This is a genomic window from Shewanella sp. MR-4 (assembly GCF_000014685.1).
GTDB lineage: Bacteria > Pseudomonadota > Gammaproteobacteria > Enterobacterales > Shewanellaceae > Shewanella.
In genome coordinates this window covers 3,608,286-3,628,726 of the sequence record NC_008321.1, presented here as the reverse complement: position 1 = coordinate 3,628,726, position 20,441 = coordinate 3,608,286, and the positions used below count along the sequence as shown (strand labels likewise).

Annotated in this window: 13 protein-coding genes and 1 riboswitch; of the genes, 8 read left to right on the top strand and 5 right to left on the bottom strand. The window is 47.9% G+C overall.

Annotated features, from left to right (window positions below; translation table 11 throughout):
- Nucleotides 1-209: 209 nt before the first annotated feature.
- The 5 genes from exeM to katB all read left to right on the top strand — a co-directional run bounded on the left by exeM (nucleotide 210) and on the right by katB (nucleotide 6,069).
- Nucleotides 210-2,822 carry an extracellular exonuclease ExeM gene (gene exeM, locus SHEWMR4_RS15915; RefSeq protein WP_011623777.1) on the top strand — a complete coding sequence of 871 codons (2,613 nt, stop codon included), beginning with the start codon at nucleotides 210-212 and terminating at the stop codon, nucleotides 2,820-2,822.
- 126 nt (nucleotides 2,823-2,948) lie between these two features.
- Nucleotides 2,949-3,404: a hypothetical protein gene (locus SHEWMR4_RS15910; protein ID WP_011623776.1), complete on the top strand. Its 456-nt coding sequence runs from the start codon at nucleotides 2,949-2,951 to the stop codon at nucleotides 3,402-3,404.
- Between the two features lie 108 nt (nucleotides 3,405-3,512).
- Nucleotides 3,513-3,950, top strand: coding sequence for a PaaI family thioesterase (locus SHEWMR4_RS15905; RefSeq protein WP_011623775.1), 438 nt, complete (start codon nucleotides 3,513-3,515; stop codon nucleotides 3,948-3,950).
- Between the two features lie 53 nt (nucleotides 3,951-4,003).
- Nucleotides 4,004-4,249, top strand: a complete 246-nt coding sequence (locus tag SHEWMR4_RS15900; protein ID WP_011623774.1) for a YgjV family protein — start codon at nucleotides 4,004-4,006, stop codon at nucleotides 4,247-4,249.
- A gap of 359 nt (nucleotides 4,250-4,608) precedes the next feature.
- The gene (gene katB / locus SHEWMR4_RS15895; protein WP_011623773.1) at nucleotides 4,609-6,069 is read left to right on the top strand and encodes a catalase KatB; all 1,461 of its coding nucleotides are present in this window, start codon (nucleotides 4,609-4,611) and stop codon (nucleotides 6,067-6,069) included.
- A gap of 70 nt (nucleotides 6,070-6,139) precedes the next feature.
- Here katB and SHEWMR4_RS15890 read toward each other — a convergent pair whose 3' ends face one another.
- Nucleotides 6,140-6,697: a TMEM165/GDT1 family protein gene (locus SHEWMR4_RS15890; RefSeq protein WP_041408851.1), complete on the bottom strand. Its 558-nt coding sequence runs from the start codon at nucleotides 6,695-6,697 to the stop codon at nucleotides 6,140-6,142.
- A gap of 402 nt (nucleotides 6,698-7,099) precedes the next feature.
- Nucleotides 7,100-7,195, top strand: a riboswitch (cyclic di-GMP riboswitch).
- A gap of 125 nt (nucleotides 7,196-7,320) precedes the next feature.
- Here SHEWMR4_RS15890 and gbpA point away from each other — a divergent pair.
- From gbpA to SHEWMR4_RS15875, 3 genes are all read left to right on the top strand, one after another.
- Nucleotides 7,321-8,796, top strand: a complete 1,476-nt coding sequence (gene gbpA / locus SHEWMR4_RS15885) for an N-acetylglucosamine-binding protein GbpA (protein ID WP_011623771.1) — start codon at nucleotides 7,321-7,323, stop codon at nucleotides 8,794-8,796.
- Nucleotides 8,797-9,353: 557 nt separating this feature from the next.
- Nucleotides 9,354-10,529: an aromatic amino acid transport family protein gene (locus SHEWMR4_RS15880; RefSeq protein WP_011623770.1), complete on the top strand. Its 1,176-nt coding sequence runs from the start codon at nucleotides 9,354-9,356 to the stop codon at nucleotides 10,527-10,529.
- Between the two features lie 238 nt (nucleotides 10,530-10,767).
- Nucleotides 10,768-12,924, top strand: coding sequence for a S46 family peptidase (locus SHEWMR4_RS15875; RefSeq protein WP_011623769.1), 2,157 nt, complete (start codon nucleotides 10,768-10,770; stop codon nucleotides 12,922-12,924).
- Between the two features lie 459 nt (nucleotides 12,925-13,383).
- Here SHEWMR4_RS15875 and SHEWMR4_RS15870 read toward each other — a convergent pair whose 3' ends face one another.
- From SHEWMR4_RS15870 to SHEWMR4_RS15850, 4 genes are all read right to left on the bottom strand, one after another.
- Complete coding sequence (locus SHEWMR4_RS15870) at nucleotides 13,384-14,397, bottom strand: IS110-like element ISShes7 family transposase (protein WP_011621306.1); 1,014 nt, start codon at nucleotides 14,395-14,397, stop codon at nucleotides 13,384-13,386.
- Nucleotides 14,398-14,846: 449 nt separating this feature from the next.
- Nucleotides 14,847-15,551, bottom strand: a complete 705-nt coding sequence (locus tag SHEWMR4_RS15865; RefSeq protein ID WP_011623768.1) for a hypothetical protein — start codon at nucleotides 15,549-15,551, stop codon at nucleotides 14,847-14,849.
- Nucleotides 15,552-16,625: 1,074 nt separating this feature from the next.
- Nucleotides 16,626-18,905 carry a tetratricopeptide repeat protein gene (locus SHEWMR4_RS15855; protein ID WP_011623767.1) on the bottom strand — a complete coding sequence of 760 codons (2,280 nt, stop codon included), beginning with the start codon at nucleotides 18,903-18,905 and terminating at the stop codon, nucleotides 16,626-16,628.
- Nucleotides 18,895-20,403, bottom strand: coding sequence for a DUF3142 domain-containing protein (locus tag SHEWMR4_RS15850; RefSeq protein WP_011623766.1), 1,509 nt, complete (start codon nucleotides 20,401-20,403; stop codon nucleotides 18,895-18,897). The genes SHEWMR4_RS15855 and SHEWMR4_RS15850 overlap by 11 nt, the downstream gene beginning before the upstream one ends.
- Nucleotides 20,404-20,441: the final 38 nt, after the last annotated feature.

Genomic DNA, 20,441 nt, shown 5'->3' with positions numbered 1-20,441 from the left:
TACTTATTGTTTTCTTACTGCTTAATACTTTTGTGTTATATCACTGTTCTGGATTCAAGACAGTTGAGTTCATAAAATTTCATTTCCATCAATATCTTATGCGTGCATAGTGAGATCTCCCCCTCTTTTTTTAGCTATTCAACTCTGGAATAATCCGCCCGCACGTTAATAAAAATTAGCGGCAATATTATAATAATGGGGTTGTTGATATGGATAATGTTAATAAGTTAACGGCTATTTCTTTAGCTGTAGCCGCAGCTTTGCCAATGATGGCAAGTGCTGATGTGATGATCACTGAATATGTTGAAGGTAGCTCAAACAACAAAGCTATCGAATTATATAACAGCGGTGATACGGCAATTGATCTTTCGGGTTATAAACTCGTTCGTTATAAAGATGGCGCAACTGATGCGCTTGATATGCAGGTATTAGATGGACAAAGTATTGCGCCAAAATCGACAAAAGTCATTTTAAACTCAAGTGCAGTCATTACCCTTCCTCAAGGTGTCGACAGTTTTTCGGGTTCTTTAAGTTTTAACGGTGGCGATGCGGTTGCCTTAGTTAAAGATGGCGCAGTGGTCGATATTATCGGTGACGTGCCAACGCCGACAGGTTGGGGGCTGGATGTCACTCTCAAGCGTAAACTCGATGCATTAGTCGCCAACACTGTCTTTAATCCTGCCCAGTGGGAACAATTACCTAAAGATACATTTACTGGTTTGGGTTCGCTAGAAACCCCAACTGAGCCTGAAACACCAGTCTTTAGCTGCAGCGGCGCGAAAATCGTTCCGATTTATCAAGTCCAAGGCGCGGGTGAATCTAGCCCTTATGTGCCTGAAGGTGCATTCGAGTCTGAAAGCGAAGTGACGGTTCGCGGTGTGGTGACTGCCCGTGGCGAGAGCTTATTCAAAGGTTTCTATCTCCAAGAAGTGAAGGGCGATAACTCGCCATACACTTCCGATGGCGTGTTCGTGTTTTTAGGTGAGAATCCACCAGAAGCGATTCAACCCGGCGTTGAAGTCTGCGTCCAAGGTAAGGTGAAGGAATACTTCGGCCTAACCCAAATAGATATCAAAACTGACAAGAAATTCGAAGTCGGTGCTAAGGGCGAAGTCCCTGCTGCGGCGCCATTCTATGTGGCCGATGGCGAAACTTTAGCGCAGGCATTAGAGCGCTACGAAGGCATGAACGTGAAACTGGATGCGGGCAGCGATCTGAAGATCAGCCGTACCTTCAGTTACGATTATGCTGGCCGTCGTAATAATATGCTGGTGTCCTACAAGGCGCCGTTGATGAAGCCAACTCAGCTGTATCCAGCACTGTCACCAGAGGCGACGGCTTTAGTTAAATCTAACCTTGAAAATCAGTTGTTTATCGAATCTGACTACAAGCCAGCCGATGGTGTTATTCCTTACTTCCCTGACTTTAACGTCGAAACAGGTTATATCCGTGTGGGTGACCAGTTGACCAACCTCGAAGGTGTGATTGGTTACAGCTACGGTGCTTACCGTTTAGTGGCGACCAACACTATCACCGCTGGTGACTTTATCCGTGGTGATGATAGAACCGACGCACCAAGTGTGGCCACTAAGGGCGATATCCGTGTCGCCAGCTTTAACGTGCTGAACTTCTTTAACGATGTTGTTGGTGGTGATACTAACCCATCGGGCAGTAACCGCGGCGCCTTGACCGAAGAAGAAATGCTGCTGCAACGTGCGAAAATCGTCAGCGCCATTACCGCCATGAACGCCGATATCGTCGGTTTAATGGAAATCGCTAACAACGGTTTTGGTGAAAAGAGCGCGATTAAGAACTTAGTCGATGCCTTAAACGAGAAGCAAACCGCTGAAAATGCTTACAGCTTCGTTGAAATCACCGACGAAGATAAATACGACGGTAAGTACTTCGGTAGTGATGCCATTACTGTAGGTATGCTTTACCGCGCGGGTAAAGTGAGCCTTGCGGGTGCGGCTCGTGCGATTGATACTCCAGAGCAGCACGCGACCGCTGGCAGTGTGACTCGTGTTAAAGATGGCAAGACTGAGACTAACCCAGGTAACGATGCTTACCAACGTCACAGCCTAGCGCAAACCTTTAAGATCCATGAACAGAACTTAACAGTTGTTGTTAACCATCTGAAATCAAAAGGTTCAGGCTGTTTAGAAGATTGGGTCAACTTCGAAGAGTCAGTCGATCCGGCCGATCAACAGGGCAAGTGTAATGCCTTCCGCGTATCGGCTGCTAAAGTGCTCGGCGAAGCCTTAAAAGACGTTAAAGGCGATCTGCTGGTGATTGGCGATATGAATGCCTACGGCATGGAAGATCCTATCCGCGTATTGACCGATTACGATGCGAGCAAGTCTGAGCGCGATATCATGACCGCCTCATGGACCACCTTAGATGGCAAAGTGTTTGAGCGCCAAGGTAGCAAGATTGAGAAGGGCTATGGCCTAATCAACCTCAATACTCAGGCCCACGGCGCTGGAACTTACTCATACAGCTACAACGGTGAGTTAGGTAACCTCGACCATGCCTTAGCAAACACCAGTCTTGCCAAGCGTTTAGTGGATATCGAAGATTGGCATATCAACTCGGTGGAATCTAACCTGTTCGAATACGGCAAAAAATTCTCTGGTGAACTGGCCAAATCTGAGAATGCTTTCTCAGCGTCTGACCACGATCCCGTTATTGTCGCACTTAGCTACCCAGCGCCTGTTGAGCCACCAAAACCTGAGCCAAAACCAAAGGATGATGGTGGCGCGTTAGGATACTTGGGTCTAGCCTTGCTATCCCTATTCGGCTTACAACGCCGTCGACGTTAATCGAGTGATTGCAAGCTCACAACTGAGTTTGTGAGCTAAACTCAGAGCTAAGGGATGGTTTTACCATCCCTTTTTTATGGCACTGTTGTTGTGAAAGTTTGTACCTTGAACACTCGGAGAGCAGAAATGGCAGCGACTGGCTCCTACCATGCAATCGGCGTAGCGAAAGCGCCACTGTGGTTTTATTTTGTCTCATTTGTCAGTTTGCTATGGAACATCATGGGCTTATTGGCGTTTATTATCCAAATGACCATGACGCCTGAAGCCATGGCGCAGATGAGCCCAGATCAAATAAAGCTCTATGAATCAACACCTGCTTGGGTCGATCTTATTTTTGGATTTGCTGTGGTTTCTGGGGTGATTGGTTGTCTGTTGTTACTTATTAAAAAAGCCTTTTCCTATAAAGTGTTAGTTGCATCCTTAGTCGCAGTATTGCTGCAAATGAGCTATGTATTTGGTATTCAGCAGGCGGCTGCGGTACTAGGCAGCGATGCCCTCATTATGCCGAGTGTGGTGATCCTGTGGGGAGTATTCTTAGTCTGGTTTAGTCGTTTTGCTGTCACAAAGCATTGGTTAACTTAGGCGTAGCATCACCTTGCCGTTTTACACAGATTAAGCCAATGCTTATGTGTTGAACTTCAGTCACTTCTTAGTAAACTGCTAGCTGGTTTTCTTTACTAGGATGTTGAAATGAGTATTTGGTTTAGACCTGTCACCTTAGAGGATTGTGCGCGTTTAGATGCTGGCATGGGGGGCAAAGGCACCTTGATGCAGACCCTAGGGATTGAGATCAGTGAGATTGGTGATGACTACATGAAGGCAACTATGCCTGCCACGCCAGCCGTACATAATCCCTTAGGCATTGTCCATGGCGGTGCGAACGTGGCGCTGGCCGAAACTGTGGCCAGTTATGCCGCAAACTTTGCGGTGGATTTTGAGCAATATTATTGTGTTGGACAAGAGATTAACGCTAACCATTTACGCGCTTCGCGTAATGGCGTACTGACCGCGACGGCAAAACCCATTCATTTGGGGAAGCGCAGTTCGGTGTGGGAAATCTTAATCCATAATAGTGCAGGGGAGCTGACCTGTATTTCACGGATGACGGCGGCAGTCGTTAAACGCTAATCGGGCTCAACCAACCTGTTTCTGTTGTATCAATCGAAAAATAAGGACGTGATATGGATAGTGCAATGATTTGGGAATGGGTTGGTTACTTGGCGTCAGTAGTGGTGGCCATCTCTTTGATGATGTCGAATATCAAAAAGTTACGCTGGTTGAATTTGCTCGGGGCGTTACTCTTTGTGGCTTATGGCATGGCAATACAGGCTTATCCTGTTGCGGCGGTTAACTTTTTTATTGTGTTAATCGATGCCTATTATTTGGTCGTCATTTATCGGGAGCAGTTGAGTCAAAAGCAAGATTGATGAGGTGTTTCGATTCAAAAATTTGCCAATGTGCTCATATTATTCATCCTTAATTTAAGTCCTCAATGCTGAAACTCGTCTCTTCGGCACCCTTGTGGATCCCACTAAACAGTGCTTTGTCCTCCTATGCTCAACAATGAACACTGCCTGCGCTTAAACGGCGGCAGTCATCATTGTGTTGATTTTTAATCTTCAAAGTAGATTGCTTGAATCTATATTAATCGCTTTATCTGATTGCCACTCTTATCTATTCTAACTCCATCGACAACACGTCGCCCTGCCAAGGAGATAAGCCATGGCCACCATTTACGATTTAATTGAATCTTGGGTTAACACCAATCAAGAATGAGGAGCAAGATATGAGTCAACAGTATTTAACAAGCCAAAGCGGTTCTCCAATTGCTGACGATCAAAACTCATTGTCAGCGGGTGAGCGTGGTCCCTTACTACTGCAAGATTGGCATTTAATTGAAAAGCTTGCCCACTTTAACCGTGAGCGTATTCCTGAGCGTGTTGTGCATGCGAAAGGGACTGGCGTATACGGTACTTTCACCCTGACTAAAGACTTAAGCGAATACACCATCGCCGACCACTTTAACGGTGTGGGTAAGCAAACTGAGACCTTCGTGCGCTTCTCTACCGTGGGTGGTGAAATGGGCTCTGCCGATGCCGAGCGCGATCCCCGTGGTTTTGGTCTGCGCTTCTATACCGCCCGTGGTAACCACGATATCGTGGGTAACAACACGCCGACCTTCTTCCTGCGTGATGGTATTAAGTTCCCAGACTTTATCCATACCCAAAAGCGTAACCCATTGACGAATTTGAAAGATCCACAAGCTATGTGGGACTTCTGGTCATTAAACCCTGAAGCCATGCACCAAGTGACGATTCTGATGTCTGACCGTGGTATTCCGGCAAACTACCGCCAAATGCATGGTTATGGTTCGCATACTTTCTCGTTCTGGAATGCTAAAGGTGAGCGTTTCTGGGTGAAGTTCCACTTCAAATCGCAGCAAGGCGTGGTGAACTTAACCAATGAGCAAGCCGATAAGTTAAAGGGTATCGACCCTGACTCATCCCAGCGCGATATGGTGGTAGCTGTGACCGACGGTAACTTCCCTCGTTGGACGGTGAACGTACAGATTATGCCTGAGGCCGATGCCAACACTTACCATATCAACCCATTCGATTTAACTAAGGTGTGGCCACATGGCGATTACCCGTTAATTGAAATTGGTGTGTTAGAGCTGAATCGTTTACCGCAAAACTACTTTGCCGAAGTCGAGCAAGTGGCATTAGCACCGAGCAACTTAGTACCAGGTGTGGGCGCATCGCCCGACAAGATGTTGCAGGCGCGTTTATTCGCCTATGCCGATGCGCAGCGTTACCGAATTGGGGCGAACTACAACCAGTTACCAGTCAACTGCCCACATGCGACTAAAGCCAACCATCACCAACGTGCGGGTGCCATGGCGGGAACACAATGCCCATACCACGGTAGTCAAACCGGTGGCGATGCCGCGGCTAACTATGGTCCAAACAGCACTGCGGGTGCTTTAGTTGAACCGGCAAACTTTGCCGAGCCACCACTGCGTTTAGATGGCGAAGCGGCGCGTTACAGCCGTTACAATCAGGATGATTACACTCAGGCGGGTAATTTGTATCGCATCTTCAGCGAAGCCGAGAAGGCACGCTTAGTGGAAACGATTTCTGGCTCACTGCGTCAGGCAAGTGTAGAGGTACAGCAACGTATGCTGGCACATTTCCACAAAGCCGATGCTGATTACGGTCAACGTATCCAAACTGCACTCGGGTTATAAGTTAATTCGTTAACCCCATAAAAAAGGCCAGTGTTATCACTGGCCTTTTTGTTTATCTTCATTTTATCAATCAGTTAACCATTAAGGTTGCTACGCCGAGCAGGGCAAACAAAATTGCGCAGCCCCTGTGGATCCACTTCATTGGTAATTTTTCGGCACTAAAATGTCCCGCAATAACCACTGGGACGTTCGCTAGCAACATACCCAAAGTAGTACCTGCAACCACCATGGCTAAGGCATCGTATTTAGCGGCTAAAACGACAGTTGCGATTTGGGTTTTGTCGCCCATTTCGGCGATAAAGAACAGAATAAAGGTCGCAACAAAGGGTCCCATCTTATAGAAACGGCTCTCTTCGGCGTCCACTTTATCGGGGATCAGTACCCAGAGTGCAATCGCAAAGAAGGAGGCGGCAACCAAGTAGCGTGCTACATCTGGGCTCACCCAGTTAATCGCCCATTGGCCAAGCCAGGCGGCGGCAAAATGGTTAAACAGGGTTGAGAGTAAAATCCCCAAGATAATCGCAGTTTTATTTTTAAATCTTGCAGCGAGTAATAGGGCAAGCAGTTGGGTCTTATCGCCAATCTCGGCGATGGCAACCGTAAAGGTTGAGGCGAGTAACGCTTCCAAGTGTGATCCTTTTAGGGGTGGTTTTTGACATAAGCACAATAGACCGTCCACCCCTAGGTGCGGTTACTGTGCTCAGGTCTTGCAGGACAAATCGATGATTTGCTGTGAACACCATGGCATGCGGCCAAGTATGTTGATGTTCACCCTGAATATCGATGGCTCGAAATCCAGTTAGCTACTCCCCCGAAGCGAGGTGGGCATTATACCCAAGTGAAACAGGGTTTCAAGATTAAACTCATCGAGTCAGAGGGCAAATAATCTGACAGGCGCCAATAAAATACCGCTTATCGTTTTGTAACGCTTTGAATTGTAATAACTTAAATTTTGACAACGCTGTCTTTTGTTGTTAGATTAGCCGGGTCTCAACGTTTAAGTTACATACTGTTAACTTCAATGGAGATCCACCGTATTTGGCAAACTAATTGAAAAATTAGGACGCAAAGCCTCCGGTCTAAGGTTGTAAAGGGATGTTGAAACTAAGATAGCGGGGTTGCCTCAGAATTGAGCTGATGCTTTCAATTCTTTGAAAAATAAACGGCTTTGCTTAATGCTGTTTTGCCTAAATACCACTTTTATACCTATGCCAATCTCGTCGAGAAAGGCGCCCTACGGAGTACAATAAAGTGGCACATCTAACTGCTTTTACATCAATCACAAATGCTAACCACAAACACCCACAACTGGCTCGTTTAAGCCTAATTGCCTTGGCCCTAAGCGCTACGAGTGCGCTAGTTAGCCAAACGGCGTCGGCCCACGGTTATGTGGTTTCACCAGAATCACGCTCATACGCCTGTAAAACTGGCAGCAATTTAAACTGCGGCGCCGTTCAATGGGAACCGCAAAGTGTTGAAGGTCCATCAGGTTTTCCTGAGTCAGGCCCTGCCGACGGCAAAATTGCCAGCGCAGCCAACGCAGCGTTTTCTCCCTTGGATGAACAGAGCCCAAGTCGTTGGTCTAAGCATGACATTAAGTCGGGTTGGAATGACTTTAGCTGGCAGTTCACCGCTAACCATGTGACCCGCAATTGGCGTTACTATTTAACTCGTCAAGGCTGGGATCAAAACCAAGCCTTGAGCCGTGCAAGCTTTGACTTAGCTCCCTTCTGTGTGGTCGACGGAGGTATGGTTCAGCCGCCTAAGTTAGTGACACATAACTGTTATGTGCCTGAAGACAGAAGCGGTTATCACGTGATTTTGGCCGTGTGGGAAGTCGGTGATACCACCAACAGTTTCTATAATGCTATCGATGTGAACTTTAGCTCTGGTGTTGTGGTGCCGGGCGAGTGGACCGATATTGGCGATATCAATCCGTCACTTGATCTTAAGGCGGGTGATAAGGTGATGACGCGGGTGTTTGATGCTAATGGCGAGCAAACTGCCAAGCAGACTCAGATAACCATTGCCGACACTACTCAAGGTGCCAAGCAAAATTGGCCATTCCTGTTAGCCAGTGCCATTAATGCCCAGCAGCCACAACTTAAGGCGGGGCAGAAGAATCCCTCTGGGGTGATCTCGCCCGTTTACGGTAAAAATGAGATTTATGCCGCGCCTAATTCGGGCCTAGAGCGAGTGGAAGTGAGCTTTGATATTGCGCCTGCGCCGGGCAATCAGCTCGATGTCACGTCACTGGCCGATGATTACACTATTGTCGATGGTGCCGCAAAGGTCAGCTTCGATGTCAGCACTAATGCGGATATGCAGGTCTCGGCTTACCTATTTAGCCACGATGGCACGGCAGCTGGATATGTCACACAAGTGGTTAATAATACTAGCGCGAGTCTAGTGCTTGATGTCGTCGCGCCTAAGGCTGGCCATTATCACTTACAAGTGAAGGGCGAGCCGAAGCAAGGTGAGGTTATCCAGCAAAACTTCGATCTGTTCTTAAAAGATCAAGCCACAGCGCCGGATGCCGATTATGTCTTCCCCGAGGGCATTAAAAACTATGTGGCGGGTACTAAAGTGCTGCAACCTAAAACTGGCAAGGTCTATCAATGTAAACCTTGGCCTTACAGTGGTTATTGCATGCAATGGTCGCCAACTGCAACCGGGTTTGAACCGGGTGTCGGCGGCTCTTGGAATATGGCTTGGACTGAGCTGTAATCGGTTAACAGGGGAATAAGCGGATTGTGAGTCGCGTTAATCCGCTTTAGCGCAATCCCGTCCCCCGTCGAATCGCTAAACTCATTGATAAACCCTGCAATGCCACAAGTGTTGCAGGGTTTATTGTTTTGATAACAGATCCGCCTCGATTTTTTATCTTTTACTCACATTTCCCCTTCGGATAGCCAAAGCGGCGTCATCTTTGTCTATAACTGGCTTGCCCGCTGGGGTTGGCTCTGTTAATGTCCAGAGCTATCTTCTTTTACGCGCGATGTCGCTGCTTTGCTAAGGCAATCACGGTTGAAATTAATGTCACTTTTCTGCAAACGATTTAGTTAGCCTCAATGGCGACTGGGTTGAAATATTCAAAAGCTATTGGGGCCAATTGATCTGCTCTTTGAGATCGGATTGGATGCTTTAAGTTTAGTGACGCTTTTCGTTTGAGATTGCTGTTGGCTTAATCACAGAGTGCGCAAGGCTTTATCCTTCAAATCTACTCAAAAAACCTTAAAAAATAATAATTAATACTTGAACAGGATAATTGTGTGAATTCAAAAATGTTAGGCTCGATAGCCATTGTCGCGGGGACCGCCATTGGCGCGGGAATGTTAGCCTTACCCTTAGCCACGGCCGCCTTAGGCATGGTGCCAGCCATTTTGTTAATGGTGGTGATTTGGGGCTTGTCAGCCTATACCTCATTGTTAATGCTTGAGATTAACCTGCGCTCAGGCGTTGGTGATAACGTCCACGCCATCACGGGCAAACTCCTCGGCAAGAAAGGCCAAATGGTGCAAGGCGCCTCCTTTCTCAGTTTACTCTTTGCCTTAACGGCGGCGTATTTGACGGGCGGTTCATCGCTGTTAGTGCTTAAAGCCAAAAATATGTTCGACCTCGTGTTAGATAACCAACTGGCGGTCGTGCTGTTTACCTTAGTGCTGGGTGGATTTGCGGCCTTAGGAGTCGCTTGGGTTGATAAAGCCTCGCGCTTCTTGTTTTCGCTGATGATTTTATTGCTGATTGTGGTCGTGCTGTTTTTATTACCGGAAGTCAGTATCTCGAGTATGGCAACCAGTGCAGTGGCCGAGTCCATGACCAGCAGTTGGATGGCGGCGATTCCTGTGGTGTTTACTTCTTTTGGTTTCCACGTGTGTATCGCCACCTTAGTGCGTTATTTGGATGGCAATGCTGTTTCGCTGCGCAAAGTATTATTAATCGGTTCAACCATTCCGCTCGCTTGTTATATCTTCTGGTTATTGGTGACCTTAGGCACAGTGGGTGGCAACGAAGTTAGCAGCTTTAATGGCTCTTTACCTGCGCTGATCAGTGCATTACAAGAGATTGCCCACACGCCTTGGATCAGCAAATGTATTTCGCTGTTTGCGGATTTAGCCTTAATCACCTCTTTCCTCGGGGTCACCTTAAGCCTGTATGATTTTGTGGCCGAACTGACCCGCGCAAAGAAGACCTTCCTCGGCCGCGCCCAAACCTGGCTGTTAACCTTTGTGCCGCCGCTGTTATGTGCGCTCTATGTCCCCGAAGGTTTTGTTGCGGTATTAGGCTTTGCAGCCGTGCCGCTGGTGGTGATGATTATCTTCCTGCCGATCGTGATGGCACTGCGTCAGCGCCAAGCCACGCCGCAGGGATACCAAGTGTCTGGCGGCACATTTGCCCTCGGAATTGCGGGTTTGCTAGGCGCAGTGATTATCGGCGCTCAGTTATTTGTCGCGCTGTAAGTTAAAGCCGTTTAGCGTACTGAAGCGGCAGAGTTAAACCGATAAATATGATGAATGTATTTGCTTTGTAAGCGAATTTTTCTAACTCTGTTATAGAGTGCGTACGATATGCTAAAGTCAGGCCCAGTGCCTGACTTTTTGCTTTTTAGCGTTAACCAAAGTGGCATGTAATCCCAATAAATATAAGAAATGGCCTCGCAAGCGCTCGGCTTTCTTCACCTAAAACGGACTTAAGATAATGAAAAAATGGTTACTCTCAGTTGCCGTGGCGGCGAGTTTTGCCTCCCATGCCGATGAAGGTATGTGGCAGCCACACCAATTGCCCGCAATGGCCGATGAACTCAAAGCGAAAGGCTTAGAGATTGATGCAAAATCGATTTCCAAACTGACCGAATTCCCCATGAATGCTGTGATCAGCCTAGGTGGCTGTACGGCATCTTTTGTTTCGCCAAAAGGCTTAGTGGTGACAAACCATCACTGCGCCTATGGTTCGATTCAATATAACTCGACTGCAGAGAAAAACCTGCTGCAGGACGGTTTTTTAGCTAAAACCTTTGCCGATGAATTACCCGCCGCGCCAGGTTCTCGCGTTTATGTCACCGAAGAGGTGACCAATGTGACTGAGCGCGTCAACGCTGGGCTTGAAAACAAAGCGGGCCGTGAGTTTTATCAAGGCGTTGAGAACCAAGAAAAAGCACTCGTTGCCGAGTGTGAAAAGGATGAAGGCTACCGCTGCCAAGTGTATAGCTTCCACGGTGGTTTAGAATACTATCTGGTAAAACAGTTAGAAATCCGCGACGTACGTTTAGTCTATAACCCAGCGGGCAGTGTTGGTAAATACGGCGGCGATGTCGATAACTGGATGTGGCCACGCCACACGGGCGACTTTTCCTTCTACCGCGCCTACGTGTCTAAAACCGGTAAACCTGCCGAATTTAGCGCCGACAACGTGCCGTACGAACCAAAGAGTTTCTTAAAAGTCTCGGCCAAAGGTGTGAGCGAAGGGGATTTTGTGATGGTGGCAGGTTACCCCGGCCGCACTAACAGATACCGCACCGCGAACGAAGTGCAAAATCAGTTCGAATGGGCTTACCCTGAAGGCAAGATGCTGCGCGAACGTTTTATTGAAATCATCAAAGAAACGGCGCCAGAAGGCAGCGACGAGCGCATTAAGTACGAAAGCCAAATCGCTGGCTTAGCTAACTACGCTAAAAACTTCACCTCGATGATCGAGTTTTATGGCAAATCCACCATGTTAGCCGATCGCAAGGCCCGTGAAGCCGAACTCGCCGCATGGATTGCCAAAGACAGCAGCCGCGAAGCCAAATACGGTAAAACCTTAAGCGAGCTAGACGCGCTGATCGCTAAGAGCAAAGCCCACCAAGAACGGGATATGATTTTAAGCTACATTGGCAACACCACTATGGTGCCAACGGCGACCAATCTGTACCGTTTAGCCCATGAGAAGCAATTGCCTGATATGCAACGCGAACCTGGCTTCCAAGACCGCGATATGACACGTTTCAAGGCGAGCATGGAACGTATCGATCGCCGTTATGCGCCAAGTGTCGATAAGGCCGTTCTCTTGGATATGCTTAAACGTTATGCCGCGTTACCCGAGGCGCAGCGCTTACCAGCAATGGATAAAGCCTTTGGTATCGATAAAAAGGTTAACGAAGCTAAACTTGCGAAAACCTTAGACAAAATGTACGCCAAAACCGAGCTGGGCAACAAAGATGTACGTTTAGCTTGGATGGAAAAATCCGTTGATGACTTCAAAGCCTCTAAGGATCCTTTTATTCAATTCGCCGTGGCCATGTATGACACCAACATGAGCGAAGAGAAGAAAGAGAAAGAATTGGATGGCGAGCTGATGAAAGTGCGTCCGCAATATATGGATGCCATCATCGCCTATAACCGTGAGCAAGGTAAGCCAGTGTACGCCGATGCGAACTCTAGCCTGCGCGTGACCGTTGGCCATGTTAAAGGTTATGAACCTAAAGATGGTTTAGTGGCTAAGCCCTTTACTCGCCTCGAAGGCATAGTGCAAAAAGACACTGGCGTTGACCCATTTGATGCGCCGAAAAAGCAGTTAGAGCTTATCAAGCAGAAGCAATACGGTGATTTCTATGTGAAAGCCATCGATTCTGTGCCGGTAAACTTCCTGTCGACCTTAGACACCACCGGCGGTAACTCTGGTTCTCCAACCCTAAACGGCCGCGCCGAATTAGTGGGTTTACTGTTCGATGGCGTGTATGAAAGCATCATCGGTGACTGGGCGTACGACGATAACATCAACCGCTCAATCCAAGTCGATAGCCGTTATATGCTGTGGGTAATGAAGTATTTAGATAATGCCGACAACCTATTAGCCGAGATGGAAATCGTTAAGTAATCCATCGCCGCATCAGCAATGGTGCGGCCTATAGTGGCCGGATTATCAGCATTTAAGCGTGATATAAGACTGCAATAGCAACACATCAGAATAGCGATAAACTAAGTAAGTTTATCGCTATTTTTTTGTGCAATGACTACTGATAGCTGTTGAGATAGCAGTATTGCTAGGCGAGCCATGGTATTCGCTCACCGACACGCAGCAAGTCCTATATGGACACCTCGAATAGATCAACCACTTTTTAAGTAACAGAAAGTAATACTGCGTACGTATATCCGACCTGTTTATGAGAATCTTTGCTCTCTGGCCTTAATGAGAACCGCGCCTTTGCAGCTTATCGTCCGTCCGGAGTCATATGCTCCTTGTACTCTCTCAGCATCTGCAAAGGCCGGTATTACCTGTTACTTCATTATCTGTAGTCGTGTTTTTGGGGTGAGTTTAATACTCGATTTTTACAAATTAACAAGACCGATATTCGCTGCGATGAAACAGCAGCGCCCAAATGATCCGCGCCAATTTGTTTGCAATTGCTACTGCCGCTTTCTGTTTACCCCGCCGCTCAATCACCTTTAAGGCCCATACGGAGATCCTGTCATTACTCTTACTTGCATAGCGAATAATCGACCAAGCTCCCTGGATCAGTTGCCGCCGCAGATAGCTGTTACCTCGTTTGGTTATGCCGCTTAATTTCTGTTTTCCCCCACTGGAAAACTCTTTAGGAACCAGTCCTAAATTTGCAGAAAAATGCCGAGCACCATGATAGCCAGAGCCATCTCCGGCAAATGACACCGCGGCAGTGGCAATGATTTCTGCAACGCCTCTTATACCCATTAGTCGCTTGGCATCTGGGTGCGTTCTTGCCTGCAGTTTGATGTCTTTTTCCAGTGAACCTATTGCAACGTTGATCGCACGCAACTCTTCCATCAGCTCACGCATGTATTGGCGTGCAATCGTAGTGAGTTGATTACTGGCATCCTCAAGTAATTCCGGCAGTAAAAGATTCAATGGATTACGTCCTTTAGGGAGGGCTATTCCATATTCACTTAGTAAACCTCTGATTTGATTGGTTAGTGCAGTGCGTATTCTGATCCGGCGCTCGCGAATTCTGTGAGTAATGATGATATCAACCTGCGCTAAGGTTCTCGGCTGGACGAAAATCAGGTTCGGTCTCTGCGCCGCCTCACAGATAGCGAAGGCATCATTGCGATCGTTCTTATTGCCTTTGACAAATGGCTTAACATGCTGAGGCGGGATCAGTTTGACGTCATGCCCGAGAGAAAGTAACTCTCTGCCCCAATAGTTAGAGCCACTGCAGGCTTCCATCGCAATAGTGGCATCAGGGTAAGTACGCAGAAAAGTAAGGAGCTGAGCACGTTTAATCGAACGGTTAAAAACACTCTTGCCAGCTTGATTTACCCCACATACTTGGAAGATATTTTTTGCGAGATCAATTCCTATTAGTGTAACTTTCATTTTGGACACCTTTTGTTGTTATTGAACGTGCAAATTCAATATGGCGTAAATGACGCCTACTTCACAAGAGGTGTCCATCCCATCATCCGTGGATGCTCGACCGCCCCGTCTGATGTGAATGGATTCACAAATGCCGCGATGGCATGGATGCCAAAGAGCGGCCATGGAGCGGACGGTCGTCTCGCAAACCACCATAGCTCACCTGCTTAGCATTGGCGTCGCATGTGAGTATTAACAAAGAAATACACCGCATGTTTTGGGACATTTTCGAGTTAAAGCTTTAACTCTAACGCGTCTGTTTCGGAAAAAATTTCTATGGGTTAACGCCTAGTTAAGTGGTGAACAACGCCTACCACCGAACCTAATCCATTGTACCTTAAACACTTAACCTAACTGGAACTGAAATCGCCAAGCGTTGTGAATCCGCCTTAAACGCTTTGTTAGCAATACTACTCCAGCGCTAACCATTCTACTGTTACCTCCATCAACTCCATAATTCTGAACTCCAAAGTTAAGTGGTAACTATGCATTGGACTTTCCTTGCTTCTTGTACGAACGAGGTACATTTGTTCATCGTTAGCTTCGGGCTGTATGCCGTAGTTTTCAGACAAAAGTCGAACCTTATCTACTAGTACAAGCCACTTTTCAGCATGTTCAGGTGATATAGACGAAGCTATTTGTAGTAAATTTTTAAAGTCACTCTCTCTGGTATGAGCTGTATCTAGAGTAAATTTAAGCTTTAATGCGTCAGTTTTTCCCTTTTTCAGCTCAGATATTTGTTCTTTGAGCCAAGTTGCCTCTAAACACTCAGTGTCTACATAGGGTAAAGCTGTCTCATGACCCCAAATCCTTGTACGTTTGTAGCTATCGAGTATTGAGGCCACACATGAGTTTAATAGTTTGAGATTGTCCTTCTTTAGCTTTTGTTTCGGAAAATAACTGTTAAGAAGATAGAATACATAAGCTGCTAGGAAACCTATTAATAGGTTTTCGAAAACGGCAATATACGTTGTCGACGTGAGTAACGTACCTAAAACTGTGCCATCAAGAAGTTCAACTAAAGGTAAACGTGCACCAGAAACGAGTAGTAAAAACATGGAAAGACAACTTAGAACCAACAGTAATCTCTCATTTTTGTCTTTCAATATGTCCAATTTTTCTCCTTGTATTGCTAACGTTGTGTTAAACGGCAGAATTTAAGTTGAGCTTTTGTGGAAACTTTTTGCGAAGCAAAATCACAAAAGAGCAACTTAAATTCTGTCCGGTGGAGCGCAGCGTAACGAATTTGAACACTTTGTTATAACACTGCGCACATTTGGTAAAACGTACTGCGGACTAAAATACTTCAGGCCGCACAAACTTCACTAGCGTTTTTCAGAACCATGCCGCGCCCTACTTTAAAGCGCCGGTTGCCAAGTGCAGAAGACGCCCGTTCGAACTATTCCAGAGATTCTAACGGAACTGCGTTGCTACCAAAACTCGCTTAGTAACTTAGCCGCTACAGCGTAAAAACTTTCCGAACTCACCAACCAAAAAGGCCGCGCTTTATAACATTTGATTAGTGCGCATGCGCGTTTACCTTGTTAGACCAGTGAAAACGCGCACGGTTAACTATCTGTATGCAAAGAACTTATCAGCTTTCTGCCAAATACACCATCTGGAAAAACGCGCATGCGCGTTTTCCAAACCTATTAACTAAAATTCAGTTACTATATTTACCTGATTTGATAGCGTTTTATTTATTGCGGATGGAATTAGTGCGCACTGATTTTGTCTTAAAATCATACCAAAACACCTAAATTTAAATACGACTGTATACCCATACATTCTTAGTCGATTTATGGTAGGGCAAAACATAGGTAACTAGATGAGAGTTTGTATGGCTACAGGTGTAGGAATTTTCGGTTGATCTAACGAGCCGAAACACACTTTGGAGCAAATATCTTTTTAGCTGAACGAGCAGCTAGAGGGATAGTTAGGATTGCCATTGTTGCAACAGTGACCGTTGGCGGCATGGCCACTCTTTCACATCCATGTGATCGCGGCATTTACACTTCCATGTGTTGCAGATGCCGCCGTCGAGCCTATAGGGACAACTCTTGTTAAATAAAGAGGCGGCGTGTCACTGGGGAAACAGTGACAATTCCTCCTGCATACCTAATGGCAAATTATCAGGCAGTTAGCTTTAGCGCCTTTCTTTGGGAATATAAGAAAGGCGCTTTGTGTTTTTACTGTTTACGCTTTCTTCTGCGCCACGCGTAAGCGCCGAGTAGGGCGGCGATGATGGCAAAGCTAACGGCCACGGGCTTTTTCAGTTTGTGGTAAATCGCATTCCACTGGGCGATTTGGTTGGCTTTTTCCCGTTCGGCGGCGCGGTCAAAGTCTGGGGTTTCACACTGCGTACCAAAATTCTCCGCCCAAGGCACAAAGGGGCCGTTGGCGACGTATTTTTTATAGTAGCGTTGGGCGAGTTCATCATCGCGATATAACACCCAACCTGTGGCTTGGCACAATAACGCCGCATAGGCTTGGCTGTTGTGGGGCACGAGATCGGCGGCCTTGCTTGCAAGTTCTGCAGCTTGGTAGCGATAGTGGAAGCGTTTGTCGGGAATCGCTTGGCTGGCGCTGATGCGTTGCTGCTCTTTATGGCTGAGCTTATCCGCTGCATACCAATCTCTTGGGTCGAACATCCCGGCGTAAATCGAATAATCCGGCGCTAATTCAAAGCCTAAGATTTCCATGCCTTGATGACGCGCGAGTTCGGCGGCAGACCAATAGGCGCGGGCGCTCTCAATGCCCTTGCTACTCTTGGCTGTGGTCAGTGCCTTGCCATACTCCTGCACATTGGCATTGAGTGTGGGATTACTGAAATAAGCAGGCGCTTCGGCAGTTGCGCCTTCACGCAGTAAGCGACGACCCAGTAAGTAACGTAGGCGATTGTTGAGTGGCTCGACACTGTCGTACCAATCGCTGTCCTTGGGATACTCGAAGTTCATTACCGGCACATGCTCGTCGATAAACAGCTTAAGCTCGGCGGTGGTGAGCACGCGCTCGGCCACATAGGCTATATCCTGCCAATACTCATCACCACTGGCGAACAGTTGGCTTAGGGCATCGACATATTCGCCCCGTTCAAGGGATAGCACGCCCTGCTCGGCGCGAATGCGGCAATAGGTGGCTTGCTCGGCATCGGCTTCAATGGCCTGCTGCTGGGCATCCTGTTGGCTGCCAGTTGCGGCAGTAGCGTTCATATCCGTTGGGAAATGGCGCACCGCTTCGGCATAGGCCTTAGCGGCTTGGGCTTGATCGCCCTTTTGCATCATTAATTTTGCCGTCAGCCACCAAGTCAGGCCGCTGGGTTTTGCGAGGGCAATGAGGCGCTCGGCACTGGCATAGTCGCCCAACTGATAATAAATCGCGGCTAACTTATCGCCTTGGCTCAGCATGAGGCCGTCGGTTGGGAAGACGGTCAGCGTTTTAGCGACCTGTTGACCCATTTCTGTAAGCTGTCCATCAAAGGCTAAGTCATTGGCGCTGCTCTGCCAGTAGGCGATAAGCAACTGCTGCACACTTGGTTGCTGCAATAAGGGCTTAATCTCAGTGATATCTTTCGCCATTAAGGTGCGACTTAACATGAGCAGCGAATCATAACCGCTGCTGTCGCCCTCGGCCGATTGAGTGGCATACAGCTCGATAATCTTATCCAGCGTCGCGGGATTTAAGGCCACATCAATTTTCGGCGGTTCATATTCCCCACGAGCCACTTGGATTTGAGCTTGACCTTGGTGCAGCAGAACATAAGCCTGCTCGCCAAGGCCGGCTAAGCTCAAGCGCAGCGGATCGGCGGCGCCTTGGGTTACCTCAGTTTGCAGCTGCTGCAAGTAAGCATTAGCTTGGACAAAGTGACTATTATCGCTAGCGGTTTTGCTCTTAATCAGCTCGATACGAGACAAGCTATACAGCGCCCACAGGCTGCGACCCGCGCGTTCAGTCTCAGGTAGGGCGATGACTTTTTTAAAGTAGTCGCTGGCTTTATCGTACTCTTTGGCATCAAACGCCATAGCGCCAAGGCTGTACCAGGTTAAGGCAGGCGCTAAGCTCTCTTTTAACTGCGCGGCGATTTGCTCGGCTTCTGCCAAGCTTTGCGCATCACGCAGACTATTGACTAGCGCGAGCTGCGCCTCGGATAACTCGCTGTTTTCATAAGCGCGAGTCTGCGAAAGATAGCGACTATGCACCTCATCCCAGAGGTATTCCTGCGCCGCTGGCTCATCTTGAAATTGCCAGGCTAACGGCTTAGCAAGCCCATTGATTTGCTGGCTAAAGCTGGTTTGCGGTAAATAGCTTAAGTTGTATTGCCTGTCTTGGGTTAATTGCAGCGGAAAGTCTGGGCCGCAGGCTAATAGCGCAGGGGAGAAGAGACTTAAGCCAATCAGGCTGGTTTGTTTGAATTTGGTTTTCCAGCGAGGGAGAGGATTCGCTGGCAATGAATGTGGCTTATGGCGCATAAATTCCCTGTAAATGTAATGACTCACAACGTGCCCAGCCTATGACTCTGCGTCCGTTTGGGCTTAGCTCGACCGCTGAGATTAAATTCGGCGCAAACTGCGAGGAGGCTGGTGCGGCTGCGCGCTCCGTTGAGGTGGCTTGCGGTAACTGCCACACTAATGTTCCTTGGGTTAATTTGGCTTGATAACCGTTTTGCGCATCATACCCGCTGCACGCCTGCGCCGCTAGGGACAACTGGCTCGGTAACTTGCCTGCAAGATTGCCCTTATTGACTAATACCAGTTGAAATAAACTGCTTCCCGGCGCCTCATGTTGGGCTGACTCGCTATTGGCTTGGCTTAAGATTTCTAGCTCAATGTGTGGTGCGAGTGGTTGCTGCTGGGCGACCGCAATCAGGGTCGAGAGTGGCCAAACCCGTTTATCCCCTTCGAGGGGTAATCGAAACCAAATCATTCCCTTAAGCCTTGGGTCGGCAAAGGTGTGCAGTTTTTTAACGAAGGACTGCAACTCCTGTGGATCGGCCATCAGCTCTTGGCGCGCAAGATGCTGCGAAGATGCGGTATCTGCCAATGGCATTCGCATCGGCACTTCACTCTCCACTCGATAACCCGATGCCGTGCTATAGACCGCCGAGCCGTAGGATGGCAGGGCAATCAAATAGGGTACCTTAGCTAAGCGTGATAACTGCTCGACCCATTGCCAGCCTTGTGTGGCGTCGAACAGCCCTAAACGCGGATCGCTGACACTGTGAATTTGCAGTACCAGCTCATCGATATTGTCAAACAACGGCGGAAACTCTGGGCTGCTGAGCCAAGCGGGCAATGAGGTAATGCTGAGTTTAAGCGTGTGAGGTAATTGGCTTTTTAACTCGCGTAAAAAAGCGTTATAGGCCGCGAGTTTACTGCTGGCGCTATCGTGGTCGATTTCAATTCCCGCAAGATTGGTGCCCTTTGCCTGCCAGTCTTGAATTAGTGCGAGGATTTTTTGGACCACTTCGCGATTATTTAGGCGCGCCAGTTGCCCATCTAATCTTATCACCGCCACTTTAGGGCGAGGATCGGCCTGTAACCAAGCATGGTTGACCTGCACTTCAAACCAGATATCCGCGCCATTGGGTTTAGGGTGGGCTTGCAATGCCAGAATGCGCACGCCATTAAACGCGCTTTGACTTTCGACCAAGGCGCTTTGATTGGCATTGCGCCATTGCCGCTGCCACACATATACCTCTTGGGTTAATTCACGCGGGGCGGTGGTGGCTGTTTTGATGCTTGATGTATCTTGATTCGCAGGCTGACAGGCACTAAGGAAAACTAAGCCAAAGGATAACGCCAGCAGCTGGGATAACCTGAGCAAAAGTGAAAGGGTGCGATGTCTCGCTTGCAAGGATTTTGAGTGCTTGTGCTCAAAGTGCTTGGACTGAAAGCGCCTATAGTGAGAGCGACTAGAGTGAAAGCGCTTAGCGTGAAAAAGAGTGGAATAACGACTGCGTAAATCCATGGGATAAGAGTAAAAGCCTAGCGTGGGGCATGCCAAAT

Coding starts and splice junctions, on each gene's coding strand:
- katB (WP_011623773.1), top strand. CDS start 4,609: ATGAGTCAACAGTATTTAACAAGCCAAAGCGGTTCTCCAATTGCTGAC.
- SHEWMR4_RS15850 (WP_011623766.1), bottom strand. CDS start 20,403: ATGGATTTACGCAGTCGTTATTCCACTCTTTTTCACGCTAAGCGCTTT.
- SHEWMR4_RS15910 (WP_011623776.1), top strand. CDS start 2,949: ATGGCAGCGACTGGCTCCTACCATGCAATCGGCGTAGCGAAAGCGCCA.
- SHEWMR4_RS15900 (WP_011623774.1), top strand. CDS start 4,004: ATGGATAGTGCAATGATTTGGGAATGGGTTGGTTACTTGGCGTCAGTA.
- SHEWMR4_RS15875 (WP_011623769.1), top strand. CDS start 10,768: ATGAAAAAATGGTTACTCTCAGTTGCCGTGGCGGCGAGTTTTGCCTCC.
- exeM (WP_011623777.1), top strand. CDS start 210: ATGGATAATGTTAATAAGTTAACGGCTATTTCTTTAGCTGTAGCCGCA.
- SHEWMR4_RS15855 (WP_011623767.1), bottom strand. CDS start 18,905: ATGCGCCATAAGCCACATTCATTGCCAGCGAATCCTCTCCCTCGCTGG.
- SHEWMR4_RS15905 (WP_011623775.1), top strand. CDS start 3,513: ATGAGTATTTGGTTTAGACCTGTCACCTTAGAGGATTGTGCGCGTTTA.
- SHEWMR4_RS15880 (WP_011623770.1), top strand. CDS start 9,354: ATGTTAGGCTCGATAGCCATTGTCGCGGGGACCGCCATTGGCGCGGGA.
- SHEWMR4_RS15870 (WP_011621306.1), bottom strand. CDS start 14,397: ATGAAAGTTACACTAATAGGAATTGATCTCGCAAAAAATATCTTCCAA.